This window comes from Paucibacter sp. B51, assembly GCF_027863535.1.
Classification (GTDB): Bacteria; Pseudomonadota; Gammaproteobacteria; order Burkholderiales; family Burkholderiaceae_C; genus Paucibacter_A; species Paucibacter_A aquatilis.
Genome location: NZ_JAPIVN010000001.1, coordinates 3495344 through 3512671 on the forward strand (window position 1 = coordinate 3495344; position 17328 = coordinate 3512671).

12 protein-coding genes are annotated in these 17328 nt (G+C 62.3%); 9 read left to right on the forward strand and 3 right to left on the reverse strand.

The features are described from left to right. The first annotated feature begins 164 nt into the window (after positions 1-164). The 8 genes from OOB33_RS14990 (at position 165) to OOB33_RS15025 (ending at position 9511) form a co-directional block, all read left to right on the forward strand. Positions 165-1463: a tyrosine-type recombinase/integrase gene (locus tag OOB33_RS14990; RefSeq protein WP_271009255.1), complete on the forward strand. Its 1299-nt coding sequence runs from the start codon at positions 165-167 to the stop codon at positions 1461-1463. 437 nt (positions 1464-1900) lie between these two features. After that, the gene (locus OOB33_RS14995) at positions 1901-2128 is read left to right on the forward strand and encodes a hypothetical protein (RefSeq protein ID WP_271009256.1); all 228 of its coding nucleotides are present in this window, start codon (positions 1901-1903) and stop codon (positions 2126-2128) included. A gap of 88 nt (positions 2129-2216) precedes the next feature. After that, complete coding sequence (locus OOB33_RS15000; protein WP_271009257.1) at positions 2217-3743, forward strand: methyl-accepting chemotaxis protein; 1527 nt, start codon at positions 2217-2219, stop codon at positions 3741-3743. A 159-nt stretch (positions 3744-3902) separates the two neighbouring features. Then, the gene (locus OOB33_RS15005; RefSeq protein WP_271009258.1) at positions 3903-5258 is read left to right on the forward strand and encodes a hypothetical protein; all 1356 of its coding nucleotides are present in this window, start codon (positions 3903-3905) and stop codon (positions 5256-5258) included. After that, entirely contained in the window at positions 5242-5706 is a 465-nt protein-coding gene (locus OOB33_RS15010; protein WP_271009259.1) for a hypothetical protein, read from the forward strand. Before OOB33_RS15005 ends, OOB33_RS15010 begins: the two co-directional genes overlap by 17 nt. Before the next feature lie 133 nt (positions 5707-5839). After that, positions 5840-7183: a hypothetical protein gene (locus OOB33_RS15015; protein WP_271009260.1), complete on the forward strand. Its 1344-nt coding sequence runs from the start codon at positions 5840-5842 to the stop codon at positions 7181-7183. Between the two features lie 2 nt (positions 7184-7185). Further along, positions 7186-7608, forward strand: a complete 423-nt coding sequence (locus tag OOB33_RS15020; protein ID WP_271009261.1) for a hypothetical protein — start codon at positions 7186-7188, stop codon at positions 7606-7608. Positions 7609-7654: 46 nt separating this feature from the next. Continuing rightward, positions 7655-9511, forward strand: coding sequence for a putative bifunctional diguanylate cyclase/phosphodiesterase (locus OOB33_RS15025; RefSeq protein WP_271009262.1), 1857 nt, complete (start codon positions 7655-7657; stop codon positions 9509-9511). 38 nt (positions 9512-9549) lie between these two features. Here the strand turns inward: OOB33_RS15025 and OOB33_RS15030 are convergent, their stop codons facing one another. Beyond that, on the reverse strand, positions 9550-11781 hold the full coding sequence (locus OOB33_RS15030; RefSeq protein ID WP_271009263.1) for a winged helix-turn-helix domain-containing protein: 2232 nt from the start codon (positions 11779-11781) through the stop codon (positions 9550-9552). A 2070-nt stretch (positions 11782-13851) separates the two neighbouring features. Between OOB33_RS15030 and OOB33_RS15035 the strand changes: the two genes are divergently transcribed. Further along, positions 13852-14844 (forward strand): relaxase/mobilization nuclease domain-containing protein, encoded by a 993-nt coding sequence (locus OOB33_RS15035; protein WP_271009264.1) that lies wholly within the window; start codon positions 13852-13854, stop codon positions 14842-14844. A 43-nt stretch (positions 14845-14887) separates the two neighbouring features. On the opposite strand, the gene OOB33_RS15040 is transcribed toward OOB33_RS15035, so the two are convergent. Both OOB33_RS15040 and OOB33_RS15045 read right to left on the reverse strand, forming a co-directional pair. Next, the gene (locus OOB33_RS15040) at positions 14888-16237 is read right to left on the reverse strand and encodes a DUF1173 family protein (protein ID WP_271009265.1); all 1350 of its coding nucleotides are present in this window, start codon (positions 16235-16237) and stop codon (positions 14888-14890) included. Beyond that, on the reverse strand, positions 16176-17297 hold the full coding sequence (locus tag OOB33_RS15045) for an LPD7 domain-containing protein (RefSeq protein ID WP_271009266.1): 1122 nt from the start codon (positions 17295-17297) through the stop codon (positions 16176-16178). The genes OOB33_RS15040 and OOB33_RS15045 overlap by 62 nt, the downstream gene beginning before the upstream one ends. Between the last annotated feature and the right edge of the window lie 31 nt (positions 17298-17328).

The window sequence follows — 17328 nt, forward strand, 5'->3', positions numbered from 1 at the left end:
TCCACGACGGGCCCGAAAAATCCAAAAGGCCTAAGTGAATCAAGTACTTAGGCCTTTTTCTTTTGCTCAGCACATCTTGTGAAGTCCCCCGACCTCCGATTGGAAATGCAGTAACTTTTGCAGTAACCTGAAAAAAGCACGCGATCTGCGTCAGGAGTTACTGCATGGCTCGCAACCTGATCCCCTCTGATCTGTCGATCCGGACCATCAAGCCGGGTGATCCCCGCAAGCGTCTGAGCGATGGCGACAGTCTGTATCTGCTTCTGTTTGTTCGCGGAGGCTCGCATGGCTGGCGTCTGGACTACAGCTATCAGGGGCGGCGCAAAACGCTGAGCTTGGGTACGTATCCGGATACTGGTTTGTCGCTGGCCCGGCAGAAGGCCGACGACGCGCGGCGACTGGTGGCGCAGGGTTTGGATCCCAGTGAGGTTCGGACGGAGGCCAAGGCCGAGGCCTCGCGTCAGCGCGAGGCGGAGTCGCGTGGCCACGCCGGTTTGCCGCCGATTGGATCGTTCGAGGCTGTCGCCCGAGAATGGTTGGATACGGTCCATCAGGCCAAGGTCAGTGAAGGGCATGCCAAGCGCACCCAGATTCGGCTTGAGCAGGATGCCTTTCCGTGGATCGGCAGGCGCCCGATAGGGGAGATTGAGCCACCGGAACTCCTTCAGTGCCTGCGGCGGGTCGAGGCGCGCGGTGCGATCGAGACGGCGCATCGGATCAAGCATGCCTGCGGCCAAGTCTTCCGGTATGGGATCGCGACGGGGGTATGCCGGCGTAACCCGGCGGCTGACCTGCAGGATGCACTGAAACCGGTTCAAGTCAGCCACCATGCAGCGATCACGGAGCCGAAGTTGGTCGGAAAGCTAATGCGCGACATCGACGCGTATACCGGGCAGTCCGTCACCCGGGCAGCCTTGCTTTTGTCGCCTTTGCTTTTGCTGCGCCCTGGCGAACTGCGACACATGGAGTGGGCGTGGATCGACTTTGAAGGTGCAACTTTGACGGTGCCCGCGGTGACGATGAAGCGCAGCAAGGCCGACAAGGCGGGCGGGCCGCCTCACATCGTTCCGTTGGCATCGCAGTCGCTGCGAATCCTGCGGGAACTGCATGAGATCACGGGAGCCGGTCGATTTGTGTTTCCGGCGCTGACGACCCGGCAGCGGTGCATGAGTGACAACACGGTGCGCAGCGCCCTGCGCAGGCTGGGCTACGGCAACGATGAGATGACGGCGCATGGCTTCAGGGCTACGGCGCGGACGATGATCGCAGAGCGACTCAATGTGGCCGCTGAGATCATCGAGGCTCAACTTGCGCACGCCGTAGCTGACTCTCTAGGTCGCGCCTACAACCGCACGCAGTTCCTTGATCAGCGGAGGAAGATGATGCAGTCTTGGGCGAACTATCTGGACAAGATCCGCAAGGGTGCCGACGTGTTGCCGCTGCGACGCAATGGTGCGGCCTGAGCGCGGTGTCTCGACTCGCTCGGTTGATACTGGGCATTGCTGCTTGCGCTCTGGCCTGAAGCGAATGGCAGTAGTCAGCTAGTTCCTGAGGGTGGCCGAGCTTCCGCTACGCCGCGATTGCCGTCCTTCGGATTGCTGAGGGGGCCGTCAGCAAAGTGCCCAAAGCAGAAGTCCGTCGAATTTCAACAACAGGCTGGTCAGAGTCATTCGCACTCAGCGGCCTGGGCGGCGGCTCTGATCGGTAGCTGCCATTCGACGGACAGTGGAGCGTATGTCCGCAGCACCTCCGAGACCGGGTACTCGACCGGACGCTGGCTTCGGCAAAAACGGACCGACTCTTGCCGCTGGGCATTCTGTGCGCGAGCCCGCGGTACCGTCATGCGCGTTTGTGCCAGTGCGGCGGCGCGCTCAATCTCTCGCTCGCCAGCCGCGGGACCGTGGACTCGATGAACGAGGTGGCTCGAACCGAGGGCGGCCTGGCCCATGTGAACCCGGTGCAAAACCTGGGTTTCATGTGCTCCCGCAATCTGGCGGACCCGGATGGGCATCTGTTGGGGGGCTTTTTTGATGAATCCAGAGGCGGCCACCCCACAGGCTTGAGGACCCGCCAGCGTGAGCTGGCCGGCAGCAGCCCCGGTGCGGGCCGGGCACCGGTTTGGTCATGAATTGGTCAAGTTCCGATCAAGACGGCGCGGGGCCCTCAAGCCGAAACTGCCGACTCGTTCAGCACAACAACAACGCAGTCTGCATCTCATGGGAATCAAACAACGCATCTGGGCCCTTCCCGCGATCGCGGCCCTTATCTTCGCCATCAGCATCGGCATCATCCTGACGGTGTCCCAGCGCACATCGGAGACGATCAACAAGATGGGCAGTGATGCCTACCCCCATCTGCAGGCAGCCACGCAGGCTCTTTCATTGCTGGACCCAATTTCCGTGGCCTTTCAAGCGGCCGTGAGTGAAACCGAGCCCAAGCGCATTGAAGACGCCAAGCACTTGACCACGGGCTTGAACGAACACCTGGATCGGATCGCCAAGGTGCAAGGGCGGGAAGTGGCCGCCGCCAGGCTGCGGGACGCGAGCCAGTCCTATGCCGCTGCGGCCGAGAACACCGCCTTGATCCTGTTAGGCAAGGCCGATGGCGAAGCCGCCGAGGCGGTGACGGCCATGCAGGAAAAACTGAAGGCTCTGCGTGAACCGCTGGAGCTGGAAGCCCAACTGGCGCAAAAGACCTTTGATGAAATGCTGGTTGGCAGCCACCAAGGCGTGCGCTCGGTCGGCACGGTCACCCTGATCAGCGCCGCCTTTGTGCTGGCAGGTCTGGTGTTTGCCTCCTGGCGCATCATCAGCAGCGTCTGGGAACAGCTGGGCGCCGAGCCGGCCGAGGTGCGCGAGGTCATGCAGGAGATCGCGGCCGGTGATTTGTCGCGTCGCATCGAGGCCCGCGACGAGCAAGGCACCAACCTACTCCATGCCATTGCCAGCATGTCCCACGGCCTGCGCGACATGGTCAACCAGGTGCGAGACGGCGCAGGCGAGATCGCCTACGCCGCCCAGGAAATCGCAGCCGGCAACCTGGACCTGTCCAAGCGAACCGAGATCCAGGCCGGCGCGGTCGAGGTGACCACGCAATCCATGCGCATGCTGACCGAGTCAGTGAAAGACAACGCGTCTAGCGCACGGCAAGCAACTCGCAATGCAGGCCAGGCCTGCGCCGACGCTGCACGAGGTGGCGAGGCGGTTCGCGAGGCCATCACTTCGATGCAGCGGATCAGCGAATCCTCACAAAAAATCTCCGAGATCACCGGTGTGATTGACGCAATTGCCTTTCAGACCAACATCCTGGCGTTGAACGCTTCGATCGAAGCGGCCCGCGCAGGCGAGCATGGCCGCGGCTTTGCGGTGGTGGCTGGCGAGGTGCGTCGCCTGGCGCACCGGGCGGCCGAGGCCGCCAAGGAGATCGCAGGCCTGATCGAGGTTTCCACGCAGCATGTGTTGCACGGCACGGACAAAGTCAACACGGCAGGCACTGCCATGCAAAACGCCGTGCAGTCCGTCAACTCGGTGGCCACGCTGATCACCGAAATCGCACAGGCCAGTGACGACCAGGCCGAGCGGATCACCGAAGCGAGCCGCGCCATCGCCGGCATAGACGACAGTACGCGCCAGAACAGCGCACTCGTGGAGCAGGCCGCTGCAGCGGCAGCCAGCCTTGAACAACAAACCCAGCGCCTGGCTTCCTTGACGCAGCGCTTCCAGACCGAGCGCCTGCCCGCCTAGCGCGCGGCGCAGCAGCCGACACGGTCGGCAGCCATTTCCTCCCCCATTGATCCCGCCCATCTCGCCCTTGCTGCAAGGCGCGTGAGGGCGCCCTGTTGCCGATTTGCAAGGCGGTGCATGTCGGCCTGTTGAATGTCCATCCGCCCAGAAAGACTCACGATGAAGTTAGCTCCTCGCCGCCACATGACGGCTCTGGCCGCCGCGCTGTTCTGCTCGGCCACCGCCCATGCCGAAATCTCCAATGAAAGCAAGACGCTGGTGCTCTCCGGCTTCGGAACGCTGTCGGCAGTGCAAACCAACAACGCGAACATCGAGTTCCGCTCGGACAACCGCCTGCCCAACGGCACGGCGAACAGCCACGAGTTCGACAACGACAGCAAGCTCGGCCTGCAGCTGAGCTATCGCCCGACCGACAAGCTGCAAGCCGTGGTTCAGCTGCTGTCGCGCCGCAACGAAGAGAACAGCTTCAAGCCTTCGGTGGACTGGGCCTATATCGCCTACAAGCCGAGCAGCGCTTTGTCGCTGCGCGCCGGTCGCTTTGTAGCGCCCGTGCTCATGGCTTCGGACTACCGCAATGTCGGCTACTCCAATGTCTGGGTTCGCCCGCCCACCGACGTTTACAACTCGGCCACCATCAACAATGTGGACGGCTTGGACGCGATCTACCGCGGCGAGCTGGGCCCGTTCTCCTTCAGCGCCCAGGCCTACTACGGCACTTATGACCTGAAGTTCAACGGCGGCTCCGGCATCAAGTTCAATCGCATGGGCGGCGTGAACCTCACCGCCGAACTGGGCAGCTGGACCTTCCGCGTCAGTCATATGGATGCCCGCCACACCAACTACCAGGCCGACGGTCAGGTGTCGCCCTCCACCGTGTTCGCGGTGAGCGACCCCGCGACCGGGCGCGGCTATCGCCTCACTCCGGGCGCAGCCACCTGCAACGCCAGCATCAAGGCGAACGTGGGATGCTCGGATCTGTTCTCCAACTTCGATGCGGTCAATCAAGCGATCCGCCGAGATCACAAGCCCTTCAACATCAGCGACATCGGCTTGGCCTTCGACAACGGCAAGGTGGTCCTGCAAGCGGAGTACATGCGGCGCAAGTCTGACTCCCAGCTGTCGAACTCCAGCGCCTACTACATGACAGCCGGCTATCGCTTCGGCAAGGTGCTGCCCTATCTCAGCTACTCCGGCAGCAAGACGGACACCCGCCGCATGGTCTTGACCACGGTGCCAGCCTACGCAGCGGATGTGGCGCGCCGCTTCACCATGGGAGACCCCTATGTGCAAACCTCGAACACCGACAACAACACCCTGTCGCTGGGCATGCGGGTGGACGTGGCTTCCTCGGTGGCCTTGAAGTTCCAGCTGGATCGCTACACCCCCCGCACCAACAGCTTCGGCGCGACCGATGCGCAAACCATGACGCGTGTGAACGGAGTCCTCACCACGCCCATGTCGACCTCGGTCGGTTCTGTGAATCTGGCGACGGTGTCGCTTGACTTTGTTTTCTGAGGAGCGGGACATGAAACACAACAAACTGTCCTCCCTCGCCGTGGCCGTACTTGCCCTCGCGTGCGTGTTCCCAAACGATTCGTTCGCTGGGGATTGGGCGCTGGTTGCCGGCGCCAAAAGCGGCATCAACAAGCTTGACGCGGAAGCCGCCAGCAATCTGTTCCTCGGCAAAGTCACCGAAGTGCCCGGCATTGGACCGGTCACACTGTTGGACTTGCCTGAAGGCAACCCGATCCGCGAGAGCTTTTATGCCGAGACCACCAAGAAGGACGCCAGCGCACTGAAGGCCTACTGGTCGCGCATGATCTTCACCGGCAAGGGCCAGCCCCCGCGCGCGATGGACGGCGCTGCGGCCATCAAGAAGGCGCTCAGCGCCAACAGCACGGCCATCGCCTACATCGAGAAATCGGCGGTGGACGCTTCCGTCAAGGTGCTGCTGACGCCTTGATCGGCTGGTCGGCACAGTGCCGACCGGCACGCCCCGCGCGGGCGTGCCCAGCCCTGCTACCCGGCCTTCCAACACAGCGTTCTCTCTGCCTTTTCGCCCTCTCGCCGTCTCGATCTTCTTCGCCCCAGCCCTCATGTCGTTTCGCTCCACCTCGGGTCTGCAGTCCATCTGCGTTCTGGCCCTGTCCACCTGCATGGCGCCAGCCTCGGCCTGGACCAGCGTAGAGGACGAAAGCGCGGCTTGGACGATCTCCACCTTCGGCACCGCCTCCCTGGTTCGCACCGAAGGCGACGGCGTGACCTTCCTGCCCTTTGGAACCCAGCCCAGCGGCGCACGGCAGGCCTGGAAATCCGACATCGACAGCCTGCTTGGCATCCAGGCCCGTTACAGCGTGGCCGATCACGCCTCAGCCACTTTGCAGCTGACGTCCAAACGCGACGCATCCAACAACTACCGGCCCGATGTGGAGTGGGCCTATCTGTCCCTGGAGCCCGGCCACGGCTTGACGCTGCGTGGTGGCCGATTTGTGGCGCCCTTGTTCGCAGCGTCGGACACGCGCCTGCTCGGCTACGCCAACCTCTGGGTGCGCCCGCCGGTCGACGTCTACACCCTGGGCATGAGTCATGTCGATGGCGCAGACCTCATCTGGCGTACCTCCTGGCAGGACAGCACGGCCCTGTTTCAACTCTGGGGCGGACGATCGCGCCAAGCGTTTCCGCGCAGCAGCGCCAGCGGCCTGCTCACCAACCAGGCCGTCGAGTACGAAGGCATGGCAGGCATCAACCTGAACTTGCAGCACCAGGGCCTGAGCCTGCGGTTCGCGCACCTGCGCGCGCAGCAGACCTTGATCACCACCCAAGGCAAGCCCGAGCAGGGCCTGCGCACTTTCGGCGCCAGCCAGAGCGCCTGCATGGGCAAAGAAGCACTCGCTCGAACCACCCTCTTGTGCCGCGATCTGTACCTCGGCTTCTCCGCGCTCGAAGCCCGCTACGACGTGGACCACGCCCCGTTTCAGTTCACCAGCATCGGGCTCGATTCCGAGTGGGGGGCCTGGCGCCTGATCGCCGAGTCGATCTGGCTCCAGCATCAGTCACGGATCGCCAATAGCCGTGCTGGCTACTTCACGCTGGCGCGTAGCATGACGTCGATCACTCCCTACCTGACCTTCTCGTGGCATCGAGCGACCACCAAGGCTTTTTCGGTGCAGGTGCGACCGGAGTACGCCCAGTTCGTCAAACCCACGCTGAAGCTCTACAAGCCCGCCGGCGAAGAGGGCCCGCAGCAAACGACTTGGAGCCTCGGCCTGCGTTGGGATGCGCGCAGCGGCTGGGCCCTCAAGGCCCAGGTGGACCGCATCCGCCCCCAGGGTACGGGCAATGGCATCAGCGAGCTGAACCGGGTCGGCCTGGTCGGAAAGAACCTGTCCCGCGGGCCCGCTGTCCAGATCTACAACCTGAGCGCAGACTTTGCGTACTGAAGATGATTCGCGCCCGCTTCATTCTTCTGGCCCTGTGCAGCCTGGCGCTCTCGCTCCAGGCGCAGGCGCAATCTTTCGTGGTGGTGGTCGGGCCACACAGCCCGCTGAAACACCTGAGCCCGCACGACATCAGCAATGTCTTTCTGGGGCGCATCGAAACCCTGCCGGGCGCAGGCACGGTTCGGCCTTTGGAGCTGCGTGACGACGCCGAGCTTCGGTTGGCCTTCCATGCGGCCATCACCGGCATGTCCGAGCACAAGCTGCGCTCGCACTGGGCGGCCATGGTGTTCACCGGCAAGGCCCGACCACCCTGGCGCTACGAGTCGGTGGATTTGCTCCGCGCGCGTTTGCAAGAAGACCCCCATGCCGTGGCCTATTTGCGGCGCCAGGATCTGGACGCCAGCCTGAAACAAGTCTTTCCCTAAATCCCTTCTTTTCGCGCATCGAGGCGCCTGCGCCTCTGCAGTTCCTATGCACACCCCATTCTTCCCCCATCCCAACAGCAAGAGGAGGCTGAGCACCACGCCCAACAAAGAAATTGCGGGCCTGGTTGCGGCCTTGTTCAGCCTGATGCTGCTGCTCGCCGTGGTCCAGTTTCACGGCTTGAAGGCCAGCATGCTGTCTGACCTGGAAGCCGCCGCCGAGCTGATTGCTCAGAACGCCAGCCATGCGATCGTGATCGAAGACGACACGGAAGCCCACGAGCTGCTTTCAGCGCTGGCCCGCTCGAAAAACCTGCTCAAAGCTCGCCTCGAAAGCCCGGACGGACGGCTGCTCGCGGTTTACGACAATGGTCAAGCCCGGCGCTGTGACGAGCTGATGCCACTAAGGGTGTCCAGACCGGTGCTGGCCTATGGAAAACAGGTGGGGCAGCTGATCCTCACCGCCTCGTCCCACAAGCTCCTGAGCTGGACCGCAGTCTTTCTCGGCATCGGCAGCATCAGCATCGCGGTGGCCTGGTTCACCTCGTGGCTGTCGGCACGGCGCGCGGCCAAGGCCGCCCGTCAGGCCCAGCAAAAGCTGGCCTGGATGTCGCGCCACGACCCTTTGACCGGCTGCGCAAACCGCGAAGAGCTGCGCGCGCACCTGCGTGAGCGCTTCCAGAGCTCGCCCAATCACTCGGCGCTGTACCTGCTGGACCTCGATGACTTCACCGTGTTCAACGCAGCCTATGGCGCGCACCAGGGCGACGCCATTCTTCGCGTCATCGCCCAAAGACTGCAGACCCTGGTCAAGCCGGAAGACCGCCTGGCCAGGCTGAGCGCGGACGAGTTCGCGTTGTCGCTGCAGCATGGCAGCGAGCACAGCCTGCTGGAGTTCACGACGCGCATTCAGGAGGTCCTGCGGGAGCCCATTTTCGTGGGCGATGTGCCGCTACGCGCCACAGCCTGCATCGGCGTCGCCCTGCTGCCGGACGACGCGAACAACGAAGACAGCGCGATTCAATCAGCAAGTGCAGCGCTGAGCATGGCGCGGCACGCCGGGCATGGCAGCGTCTGCCGCTACGAGGAAGGGCATGACCGCAAGCTTCGTGACCGCGCCGACCTCACCGATGCACTTCGCCTGGCTTTGGTGCGCGGCGAGTTTCGCCTGAACTATCAGCCCATTTACAGCATGCATGGCGGGCGCATGAATGGTGCGGAGGCTTTGATTCGCTGGAAGCATCCGAGCCGCGGGCTGATTTCACCCGACCGGTTTGTGCCCATCGCCGAAAGCTCGGGCTTGATTGAAGAAATCGGCCTGCACCTGCTCGGCCTGCTGCAGCGAGATCGGCAGGCGTGGCTGTGCGCCGGCCTGCAGGTGCCGCCCATCGCCATCAACATCAGCTCCCTGCAGTTTCCAAAAGAGCAGTCCAAAGACCGGTTTCTGCAGCAGCTGAGCGCTCTGGAACTGGGCCCAGATGCCCTCGAAATTGAGCTGACCGAGCGCGCCGCTTTTGAAGAGCTAGAGGGCAAGGACTCCATCATTCACCGCCTCAAAGGGCGGGGCTACTCCATCTCTCTGGATGACTTCGGCACGGGCTACAGCTCCCTGAGCTATTTGCACCGCATCAACTGCGACAAACTGAAGATCGATCGGAGCTTTGTGCGGCGCATGGACGAGAACCCCAAGGCTCAGCAGCTGGTCAAGGCCATCGTCGAGGTGGCGCACGCCTTCCACATGACCACGGTGGCCGAGGGTGTCGAGACCGAGGGTGAGCTGAATGCCGTGCGCAACGCGGGCTGCACAGCTGTGCAGGGCTACCTCTTGGATCGCCCGCTGGATGCACACGCCTTCGGGGAGCGGCTGGCGGCCTTGAACGGCAAGGCATCCGAAGACGCTGTGTGAGTGAAAGCCCTCTCGGTTTCAGGCCTCAGTCACAGACATCAGTCACAGGCCTGGGTCAGCAGCTGGCGGCTGGGGTCGACGGGGCCGCAGAGCAATGCTTGCAAGCCAAGCGGGCTGGCCCAGGCCACGGCATTGCGCTGCAGGGCCGGCAGCTGGTCCAGCAACGCTTGCCATGAACGCGCCAAGGACTCCGGCGGCTCTGACGGGTGCGCCAGCCGCCATGCGTAGACCGTTTGCAGCAAGGCGGTGGGCGCGTGCTCCTCGCTCATGCGAGCGACGGATTTCATGAGCAGCTCCAGCTCTTTGAGATTGCCCTGCTCCAGCAGCATCCAACCCAGATCGATGGCCAGGTCTTGGCCTGCCGCCCCATCGCTGGGCTCGGTGGTCCAAGCCGAACGCAAGCAGGCTCTGGCCTCATCGAGGCGGCCTTGATGCAGGAGCAGGGCAGCTTCGCAGCGCGCCCGACGCGCGGCATTGGCATCGTCGGCCAGCACGAGGAAGGCTGCTTCCGCCTCCGCCAGTCGGCCCAGGCAGAGATACCAGCCACACAGCAAGGAGGCGCACAGCCATCGGGTATACCAACCCCACTTCCGCGCCAGTGCCAGCATCGCCTCCATCTGCTCAATGGCGGCGTCGTGATGGCCCTGCCGCCACTTCAGATGCGCCTCGGCCCGCGCTAACGCCGAGCTCAGGTAGATCGGGGCCTCTGCCCCCATCAGGCTCTGGCACTCTCGCACATTGGCCTCTGCTTCGGCCAGGCGGCCAGCATCGACCAAAACAAAAGTCTCCTGAATGCGCGAGCCGATGAACTTGCCCTTGAAGCCCAGGGTGTTGCTGAGCAGCGCTGCACGGCGGGTAGCTTCCACAGCGCCAGCGAACTGCCGCACCATGCCCAGGGCGGTGCCCAGTGACTGGTAGGCCTGCAGCTCGACACGGGTGAGCCCGCGCAGGCGGGTTTCACGCACCACAGCGCGCAAGAGCTCGATGGCTTTGGGCAGGCGCGGCACCGACATCAGCACATGCCCGTGCAAACAGGCCGCCAGCTGCTCGCGGTAGACATCGCCCACCGACCTGGCCGCCTCGACCGCTCGGGCCGCCGTCTTGGCTGCCAGCTCAGCTTTGCCCTGAAAGCGCTCCATGTCGGCGCGTGCGATCAGGATATTGGCCAGCACGGCTGCACTGGCCTCACCGGAGAACACCAGCTCCATGCCCTGTTCACAGCAGCGCTGCGCCGCCACCAAGTCTCCCGAGTTCACTCCAATGCGGCAGAGCTCTGCATAAATGTCTACCTGAAGATCGGTCTGTTGCTCGGCCTGTGCGCCGCGCAGTGCCTCGGCTGCGGTTTGCTGCGCACGCTCCATGTCGGCGGTTTGCTCGCGCAGCAAACGCGCATGAACCAGGCGCATGCGAGGCGTGACCTGGAGCTGCTCCATGCACGACTCCAGCAAGGGCAAGGCAGCGCCAAGCTCTCCGCGAAGCTCGCAGTCAAAGGCACGCGCCAACTGCTCCTCCCAAAACACCGGGACAGGATCTCGACTCGGCGCGGCCAGGGCATCGACGTAGGACACCACGGCAGAGGCCAGCGCGACCAGATCGGTGCCTTGAAACACCCGTTGCTCCAAGTCAGACTCCTTGCTGCCCAGCAAGGTTTCCAGACGGAAGTCACCGGCAGGGGTTCGCGCGAACTGACACAGCAGCGCGCGCTCCGTCCCCAGCTGCTGGCAGGCCTGAGCCAGGGCCTCGGCGCCCCAGGTTGCGATGCCGTGCCAATCGCCGGTCGCATTGATGCTGGCGACGGAGATCCGGCCTTTGGTTTCCAGCTGATGGTGGACCAAACCCGCCAAGCCGCGCTCAGCCCAGCTCAGCTGCGGATCGCCCGCCTCGTTGAAAAAAGGCAGCACGGCCAGCGCCGGCTTGATCGAAGAGACCGACGGCAGCTCGGCCGGCACGCTCTCGGCTGTAGCCGCGGTCGACGGGGCATCAGCCTCCCGAGGCGCCGCCACCTCGTCCTCCATGACCGTGACTTCGGCGTCGAACCGGTAGCCCACCCCACGGATGGTGGTGATCAAGCCCTCGGTGCTGGCGTCGTCCGAGATGAGCCTGCGGGCCTTCATCACGGCGCGAGCGACCACCGACTCGCTCACAAAGGTCGTGCCCCAGACCGCCTGCAGCAGCTCATCCTTGCTTAGCACGCGGTTGGGATGGCTGGCAAGAAACAGCAGCAACTCGAAGATCAAGGGCTGTGTCGCCACCGGCTGCTGGCCCACCATCAGCCGATGCCGCGTGGTATCGATGACGCACTGATGGAAGCAATAAAGAGGCATTCGGTACCGCAAGCAGGTTGAAAGGTGCACGGCACCCAAGGAGCATTGTCAGCCACCTCGCTGCAGGGCAAAGCTCGATAACCCGGGTTTCAACCTCGCCCCTTTCGGGGAAAGAGTCTTGACAGCGGCACCGGCCTGCCGGTCGTGCATCGGATGAACGCAAGCAACGATGCGGGCAGTGCGCTATGGGCGGACTGGATGGCCTGCTTTACGGGCTGGGTGCGCCGATGAACGAAGACGATGGCGCACGCGCCTTAAGCCCAAGCGATCGTCGCAACTGGATGCAAGGCCTGGTTGGTGCCATGCAAACTCTCAGGTCGGGAGAGCTCAACACCCTTTGTCGTCGCGTGGCGCTTGATGGAGAGGGGGGGCCACCCTTGCTTGAGCGCTCCGGCCCAACGTCACAGCATAGCGCTCGAAGGGCAGCTACCCTAGGGGCCTTTTGAGTGAGCTATGCATGCGGATGGCGACCTTGGAACCGGCTCCGCGTGAACTCGTGTAACGCCGACGCCATGAGCGCAGTCAACGACATCGAACGATTGGTCTAGTCACCGGACCTGTCGATCGAACCTTTGCCTAGCCGACCCCTGGAAGACTGGTATGCGTGGGCGACCGGTCGTATGACGCACAGCACCCAACGACCGAGAGCGTTGCAGTGCTGACTCCACTATGAGTTCAGACGTCGGCTTTGGGCACTTTGTTGCCGGCCGTGCGCTGATGGCGATCGACCGCAGCTAGCCTGAAGCCGCCACTCAATGATGGGGGTCAGTTCAAACCCAGGGCGATTCAATCAGCCAGCCAAACATGGAGTCGACCTGGTATTCACTGGAACCAAGGTGCAGGTTGTATCGGACATGTCGCTCACCGTAGTGATCCGGCGAATGAACGATCTCGAAGACAAGCCTTTGTGGGTCGACTCGAGCGGCGCGGTGATCACCGTACATGGATTCTGAGGAGGCTTCCGGATGTGGGCGGCTGAAGCGACGACATTCCCCCGCGGGGCCGCGGAACATGCCCTTGCGCACCAAATACCGAATGCTGTGGAGCGGGCCTATCAACGCGGCACGCAATTCGAGAAGCGAAAGGCCTTGATGAACGACTGGGCCGCGCACTGCGCATCGATGGTTTAGAGGGCTGTTTCGCTGACGAGTTGGCGCGGGTCTGTCTAGCCACGAGGTGGCAAGTTTCCGGGTGCCACCGAGTGTTGGTTGGAATGGAATATTTGTTGGCGGGCATCAGGCGATGCCCGGTCGCGTGGCCTGCTGGCTGGCGTGTCGGTGCTGCGACCCACTCCATAAACGCTGACGAATTTGGCGCTGGATTCACTGAGCATCAGTGGCATGACTTGATTCACATTGCTCGTCATGGCGAATGACAAACGAATCGAGCACTCTCCGTCTCTGCCAGCGGGGCGCGGCTTTCGACGCGATCGGCAGTCCATTGATTTGCGTGGGTTTCACGAAGCACTGACAGCCATAGCGAGAGCGAACGGCGTGACCGTGGCGAGTTTGCTGAGGTCCGCGATTCAGGAGTGGTTGGAGCGTGCCTCATCGAGTGAATCCCACTGCGGGCTGAGTGTGACCCAGCCCTCCCAACCCACGACTTCTCGGACGAAAGTAACTTTGCGTTTACCGGTTGAACAAGCGCTTGCGCTTGCGAATGCTGCGCGCGAGGCATGCGTCCCCCAGGGCATGTATGTGGCCAGGCTTCTGGCGTCCTGCCCACCTAGTCCCGTACCACCAGACCTGCGAGAGAACCGAGCAGTGCTTGTTCGTTCAAACGCTGCACTTGCTGCCTTGGCTTTTGAGCTTCGGCTGCTGATTGAGACGCTTCGTTCTCGCTGCGCTTCGGGTTCTGTCAGCACTGACGCGCAGATATCTCGCCTGGGGGAGGCGGTTGCTCACCATCTGGAATTGACTGCACCTCTGGTTGCTGCGTTGCAGCCATTCGCCAGGGCAAGCGCTGCCTGTTCAGTCGCAGACGTTAGGGGGGCTCAGCGAGATCAGGGAGACCTGCATGAATGCTCACCGTGACATCGATGGCGTACTCGTTCAATGGGGTGATCGCCTGTTCTATCCGGGAAACCGGATGCTCAAGGTCAAGGCTCCCCTGCGTCTGGGCACCTCTCTGCGTTCTCAAGCCAAGGCTATTCGAAATAGGATTGAAGCGGCAGTTGTCAGACGCTCACCGCAAGTCATGCTTAAGGTGACCGGCGGGGGCCGGGGCATGGGGGGCATTGCCGCGCATTTCCGTTACATCAGCAAGAACGGCCGCCTTACCATTGAGGACGATCGTGGCTCCATTGAGTCTGGCAAAGAGGCCGTGCATGCGATGTTGGAGCAATGGCGTTTCGGCGGATCATTGATTGATGAAAACAGTCCCCGGCGCGAGGCCTTCAATCTGGTGCTTTCGATGCCGCGAGGCACGGCTGGCCATGGTGTTTTGCAAGCGGCTCGAGAGTTCGCTCGAATTGAGCTGAAAGATCATCGATATGTGATGGTGCTTCATGAACATCAGGAGAATCCGCATGTGCACTTGTGTGTCAGGGCTGAATCCATGGATGGGGTCAGACTGAACCCCCGCAAGTCTGATTTACATCGCTGGCGTGAGACCTTTGCTGAGCGCCTTCGCGGCCTGGGCATTGATGCGGAAGCGACCCGGCAAGCCTCGCGAGGAGAGGGCCAATGCTATCCAGCGCTGTGGCAAACCTGCGCTCAAAAGCAAGGACGCCTCAAGAAGTCACCGGTACCTTCCAAGTCAGGCGAGGCATACCGGCGCAGTCGAGTCGGCGCCTTGGAAGCCTGGGCACAGATCGGATCGGCGCTGAGATTGTCTGATCAAGCCACAGATCGTGAGCTGGCTATCCGGATCTCCAGCTTTCTCCGTGAGTCGATGTTTGGCCGGGAACTGGCAATGCAAAAGGATCGAGGCCTGCGCTCACGCACGCCCCTCAGGTCCTTGGCTCCTGTGGATTCGCAGGCCATCAAGGAAGCCAAGCGTGAACGTTGATCTCGCGCTCGGACGAGGAAGGCTTCCAACTTCTTCGGGCAGTTCATTCCTTGTGAGCGATGAAATGTGCTGCTGGCAGCTCTGGCATCTCGCCAGCGTGCAGCTGCCAGCTCCAATTGGTTTCTGGCGCAGACATGTTCGCTTCCTTCTCACCCGTCGTTGATGTGTTGGTCGAGTGTGTTGAACGGTCGATGAAAAGCCGGACTGGCGTGTCGCCGGTATCCGTCAGAACCGCGCAAGGGGTGCGACTTGTCGTTGGCAGGCCGTATCGCTGAATCTTGATGAAGGCGCGATCCTCAAGCTGCAGGGCCCGGAGCAAGTGCAAGTCCGCGCGATCATCGATTGGCAGCCATTGAGGTGTGACTGGCATCAGCGCTGCGGTTTCAAGCTTTGGAATGCCTGTGGCGCTCAGCCAGTACGTGGCGATCAGTATCAGACGCAGGTCTGGCGCTGACGTCCATAGCTCAAGCTCGGCCTCGAAGCGACGTTCGATACGACGATAGAGCTCTTCTTGGAGTGTGAATGCTTGGTCGGGTATGTGTTTCACCACGGCCAGATAGCCAAAGCGCGCTCGCTGTAGCGCTTTGAGTTCGGCGATCAACAGCATCAGAGGGCGTGTCTTCTGAGTTGAGATGAAGCCGCTCCACTGGGCCAGGCGTTTCGAATCGATGGCGCCTCGTTGTTCGACCGAGAAGCTCTCGGGGATAAACAGGTGCGTTGTCAGTTCTCGGCCTTGAATTCGCTTGTTCGCCGCAGCGTGCAGCATCAGACGCCTGACGGTGGCCCAGGTTCGCCTGCCGCTGAAGGAGGGCTGCCAGTGGGTCAGTTCCGCTTGATGCCACAAGTACTGCAGAAGTCCTAGCAGAGTCAGCTTGACGCATTGCGGATGCGGGGCGGGTGTGCTCTCGCATCTGGCATCTTTGCTTGGTGTCCTGGGTGGCCTATGACTCATGGCGAAGGCGACGTTCAGCATCGTTTCGCCGGACCTTGGGTCCTCCCGGATTGCATGGTTCATCAATGAATCGAGGCCGGACCAACTTGCTGGCGGCTCATAGGAGTGACAGTCGCTGGAATGGAACTGGCCGGAGTCCGGCATGCGTTTGATCACAAACCCAAAGTCCTGCCGGGCAACGTACATCTCGATGCCTTCGGGGCGGCACAAGCAGCGTGGCCGAATTATGGAGCCGTGGGCTTCGCGTAAGGCTTCGTGGAATTCGGGTGTCGTGTCCAGGTAAAGACGTTTGCCGATCAAATAGCTCGCAGATGATCTGGGGGCGGTCATTCCGGCGGCACCGGTTGCGAACGCCGTGTCACCGCTCCGGTAAAGCCTTTCAGCGCACATGAACGTGAGCGCCCCGATCTCTTTCTCGGTGGGCGTCGGGTGTGCGTTCATTTGCTGTCGCCCGAGACGGCGCAGAGAGGTCGTAGACCTTAACTTTGGGGTTCTGGCCCGCGTGTTGGCGCTGCAAGAGTTTCTCAGCTGCCGCATCCAGGACCGCGTTTCGCGTCAATTCTGGAACTCCTTTGCTCCGGAGCAAGGCTTCGATAGCAGCCAGTACAGCCTTGCGGCTTCCGCCGCCACGCGCAGTCGCTTTGGCCGCAGACGTCTGTGCTCCCGTGTTTGGGGCATCTGCGGCGGGCTCGATGCGGTTGATCAGCCGTGCCTCACGCTCACGCTGGACCAGTTCCAGATCACCCGGTTTGACTTCGTAGCCAACGGTCTTGAGCCCACGAACCGAGGCCTCCAGCCAGACGATGCGTTTGAAATCTTCGTGTCCCGAGACCCGGAGGCCATTCCAGTTGCGGGCTTCGGCAACATCCACCATGGAACGAGCGACCGAAGGATTGTTGACCTCGGTGGCCAGACGCAGGGATGTTTCGGTAAAGGCCAGCCGCGAGCTGTCAGCACGGAATCGGTACTCTATTTGGCCCAGGCTCAGCGAGCCGAGAGCCAGTGGCTTGCGATGGACGAGATAACGTTCTTCCAGAGCGGCTTCAATTCGTGCTCGCGTTTCCTCGACTGGATTGGGTGAGAGTTTTGGCATCTCCAGTGAAAGCTCCAAGGGCTTGGATGCCTGCGCTTCCCGCTCGACTTGCACCGTATCGAGGGACTTAGATCCAGGAGCGCGGGCCTTCCCTGGCTTTTTGGATGTTTGGGTCGGACTTGGCCATGTGCCCGCCGTTTTGGTCACTGCTCGCCGTGTGCCGTCCTCGCCGATTTCGACGAATCGCACACTCCCCAGCCGATCAGCCGTGCTCACCATGTCTGCGAAGCTCTTGGTTCGGTAGGTGACTTCGGCAAATGGGTCCCGAAGCTCATAGTGAGTGTCATGGCTCACGTCCACTGCCCGCTGCCGAACTGCCTTGGCAACTCCACGACTTCGGGATTCCGGTTCTATTTGCCCACCTGGCGTAGGCCCCGCGCTGGTTGTCGTCGAACTGTCCGCGTCCATATCGCTGCTCCTGTCTTGTGAGTTAGGAGGA

Excerpts from the sequence above, each read along its gene's own strand:
- OOB33_RS15025 (WP_271009262.1), top strand. The coding sequence starts at position 7,655 with ATGCACACCCCATTCTTCCCCCATCCCAACAGCAAGAGGAGGCTGAGC.
- OOB33_RS15000 (WP_271009257.1), top strand. The coding sequence starts at position 2,217 with ATGGGAATCAAACAACGCATCTGGGCCCTTCCCGCGATCGCGGCCCTT.
- OOB33_RS14990 (WP_271009255.1), top strand. The coding sequence starts at position 165 with ATGGCTCGCAACCTGATCCCCTCTGATCTGTCGATCCGGACCATCAAG.
- OOB33_RS15035 (WP_271009264.1), top strand. The coding sequence starts at position 13,852 with ATGAATGCTCACCGTGACATCGATGGCGTACTCGTTCAATGGGGTGAT.
- OOB33_RS15045 (WP_271009266.1), bottom strand. The coding sequence starts at position 17,297 with ATGGACGCGGACAGTTCGACGACAACCAGCGCGGGGCCTACGCCAGGT.
- OOB33_RS15020 (WP_271009261.1), top strand. The coding sequence starts at position 7,186 with ATGATTCGCGCCCGCTTCATTCTTCTGGCCCTGTGCAGCCTGGCGCTC.
- OOB33_RS15015 (WP_271009260.1), top strand. The coding sequence starts at position 5,840 with ATGTCGTTTCGCTCCACCTCGGGTCTGCAGTCCATCTGCGTTCTGGCC.
- OOB33_RS15005 (WP_271009258.1), top strand. The coding sequence starts at position 3,903 with ATGAAGTTAGCTCCTCGCCGCCACATGACGGCTCTGGCCGCCGCGCTG.
- OOB33_RS15030 (WP_271009263.1), bottom strand. The coding sequence starts at position 11,781 with ATGGTGGGCCAGCAGCCGGTGGCGACACAGCCCTTGATCTTCGAGTTG.
- OOB33_RS15040 (WP_271009265.1), bottom strand. The coding sequence starts at position 16,237 with ATGAACGCACACCCGACGCCCACCGAGAAAGAGATCGGGGCGCTCACG.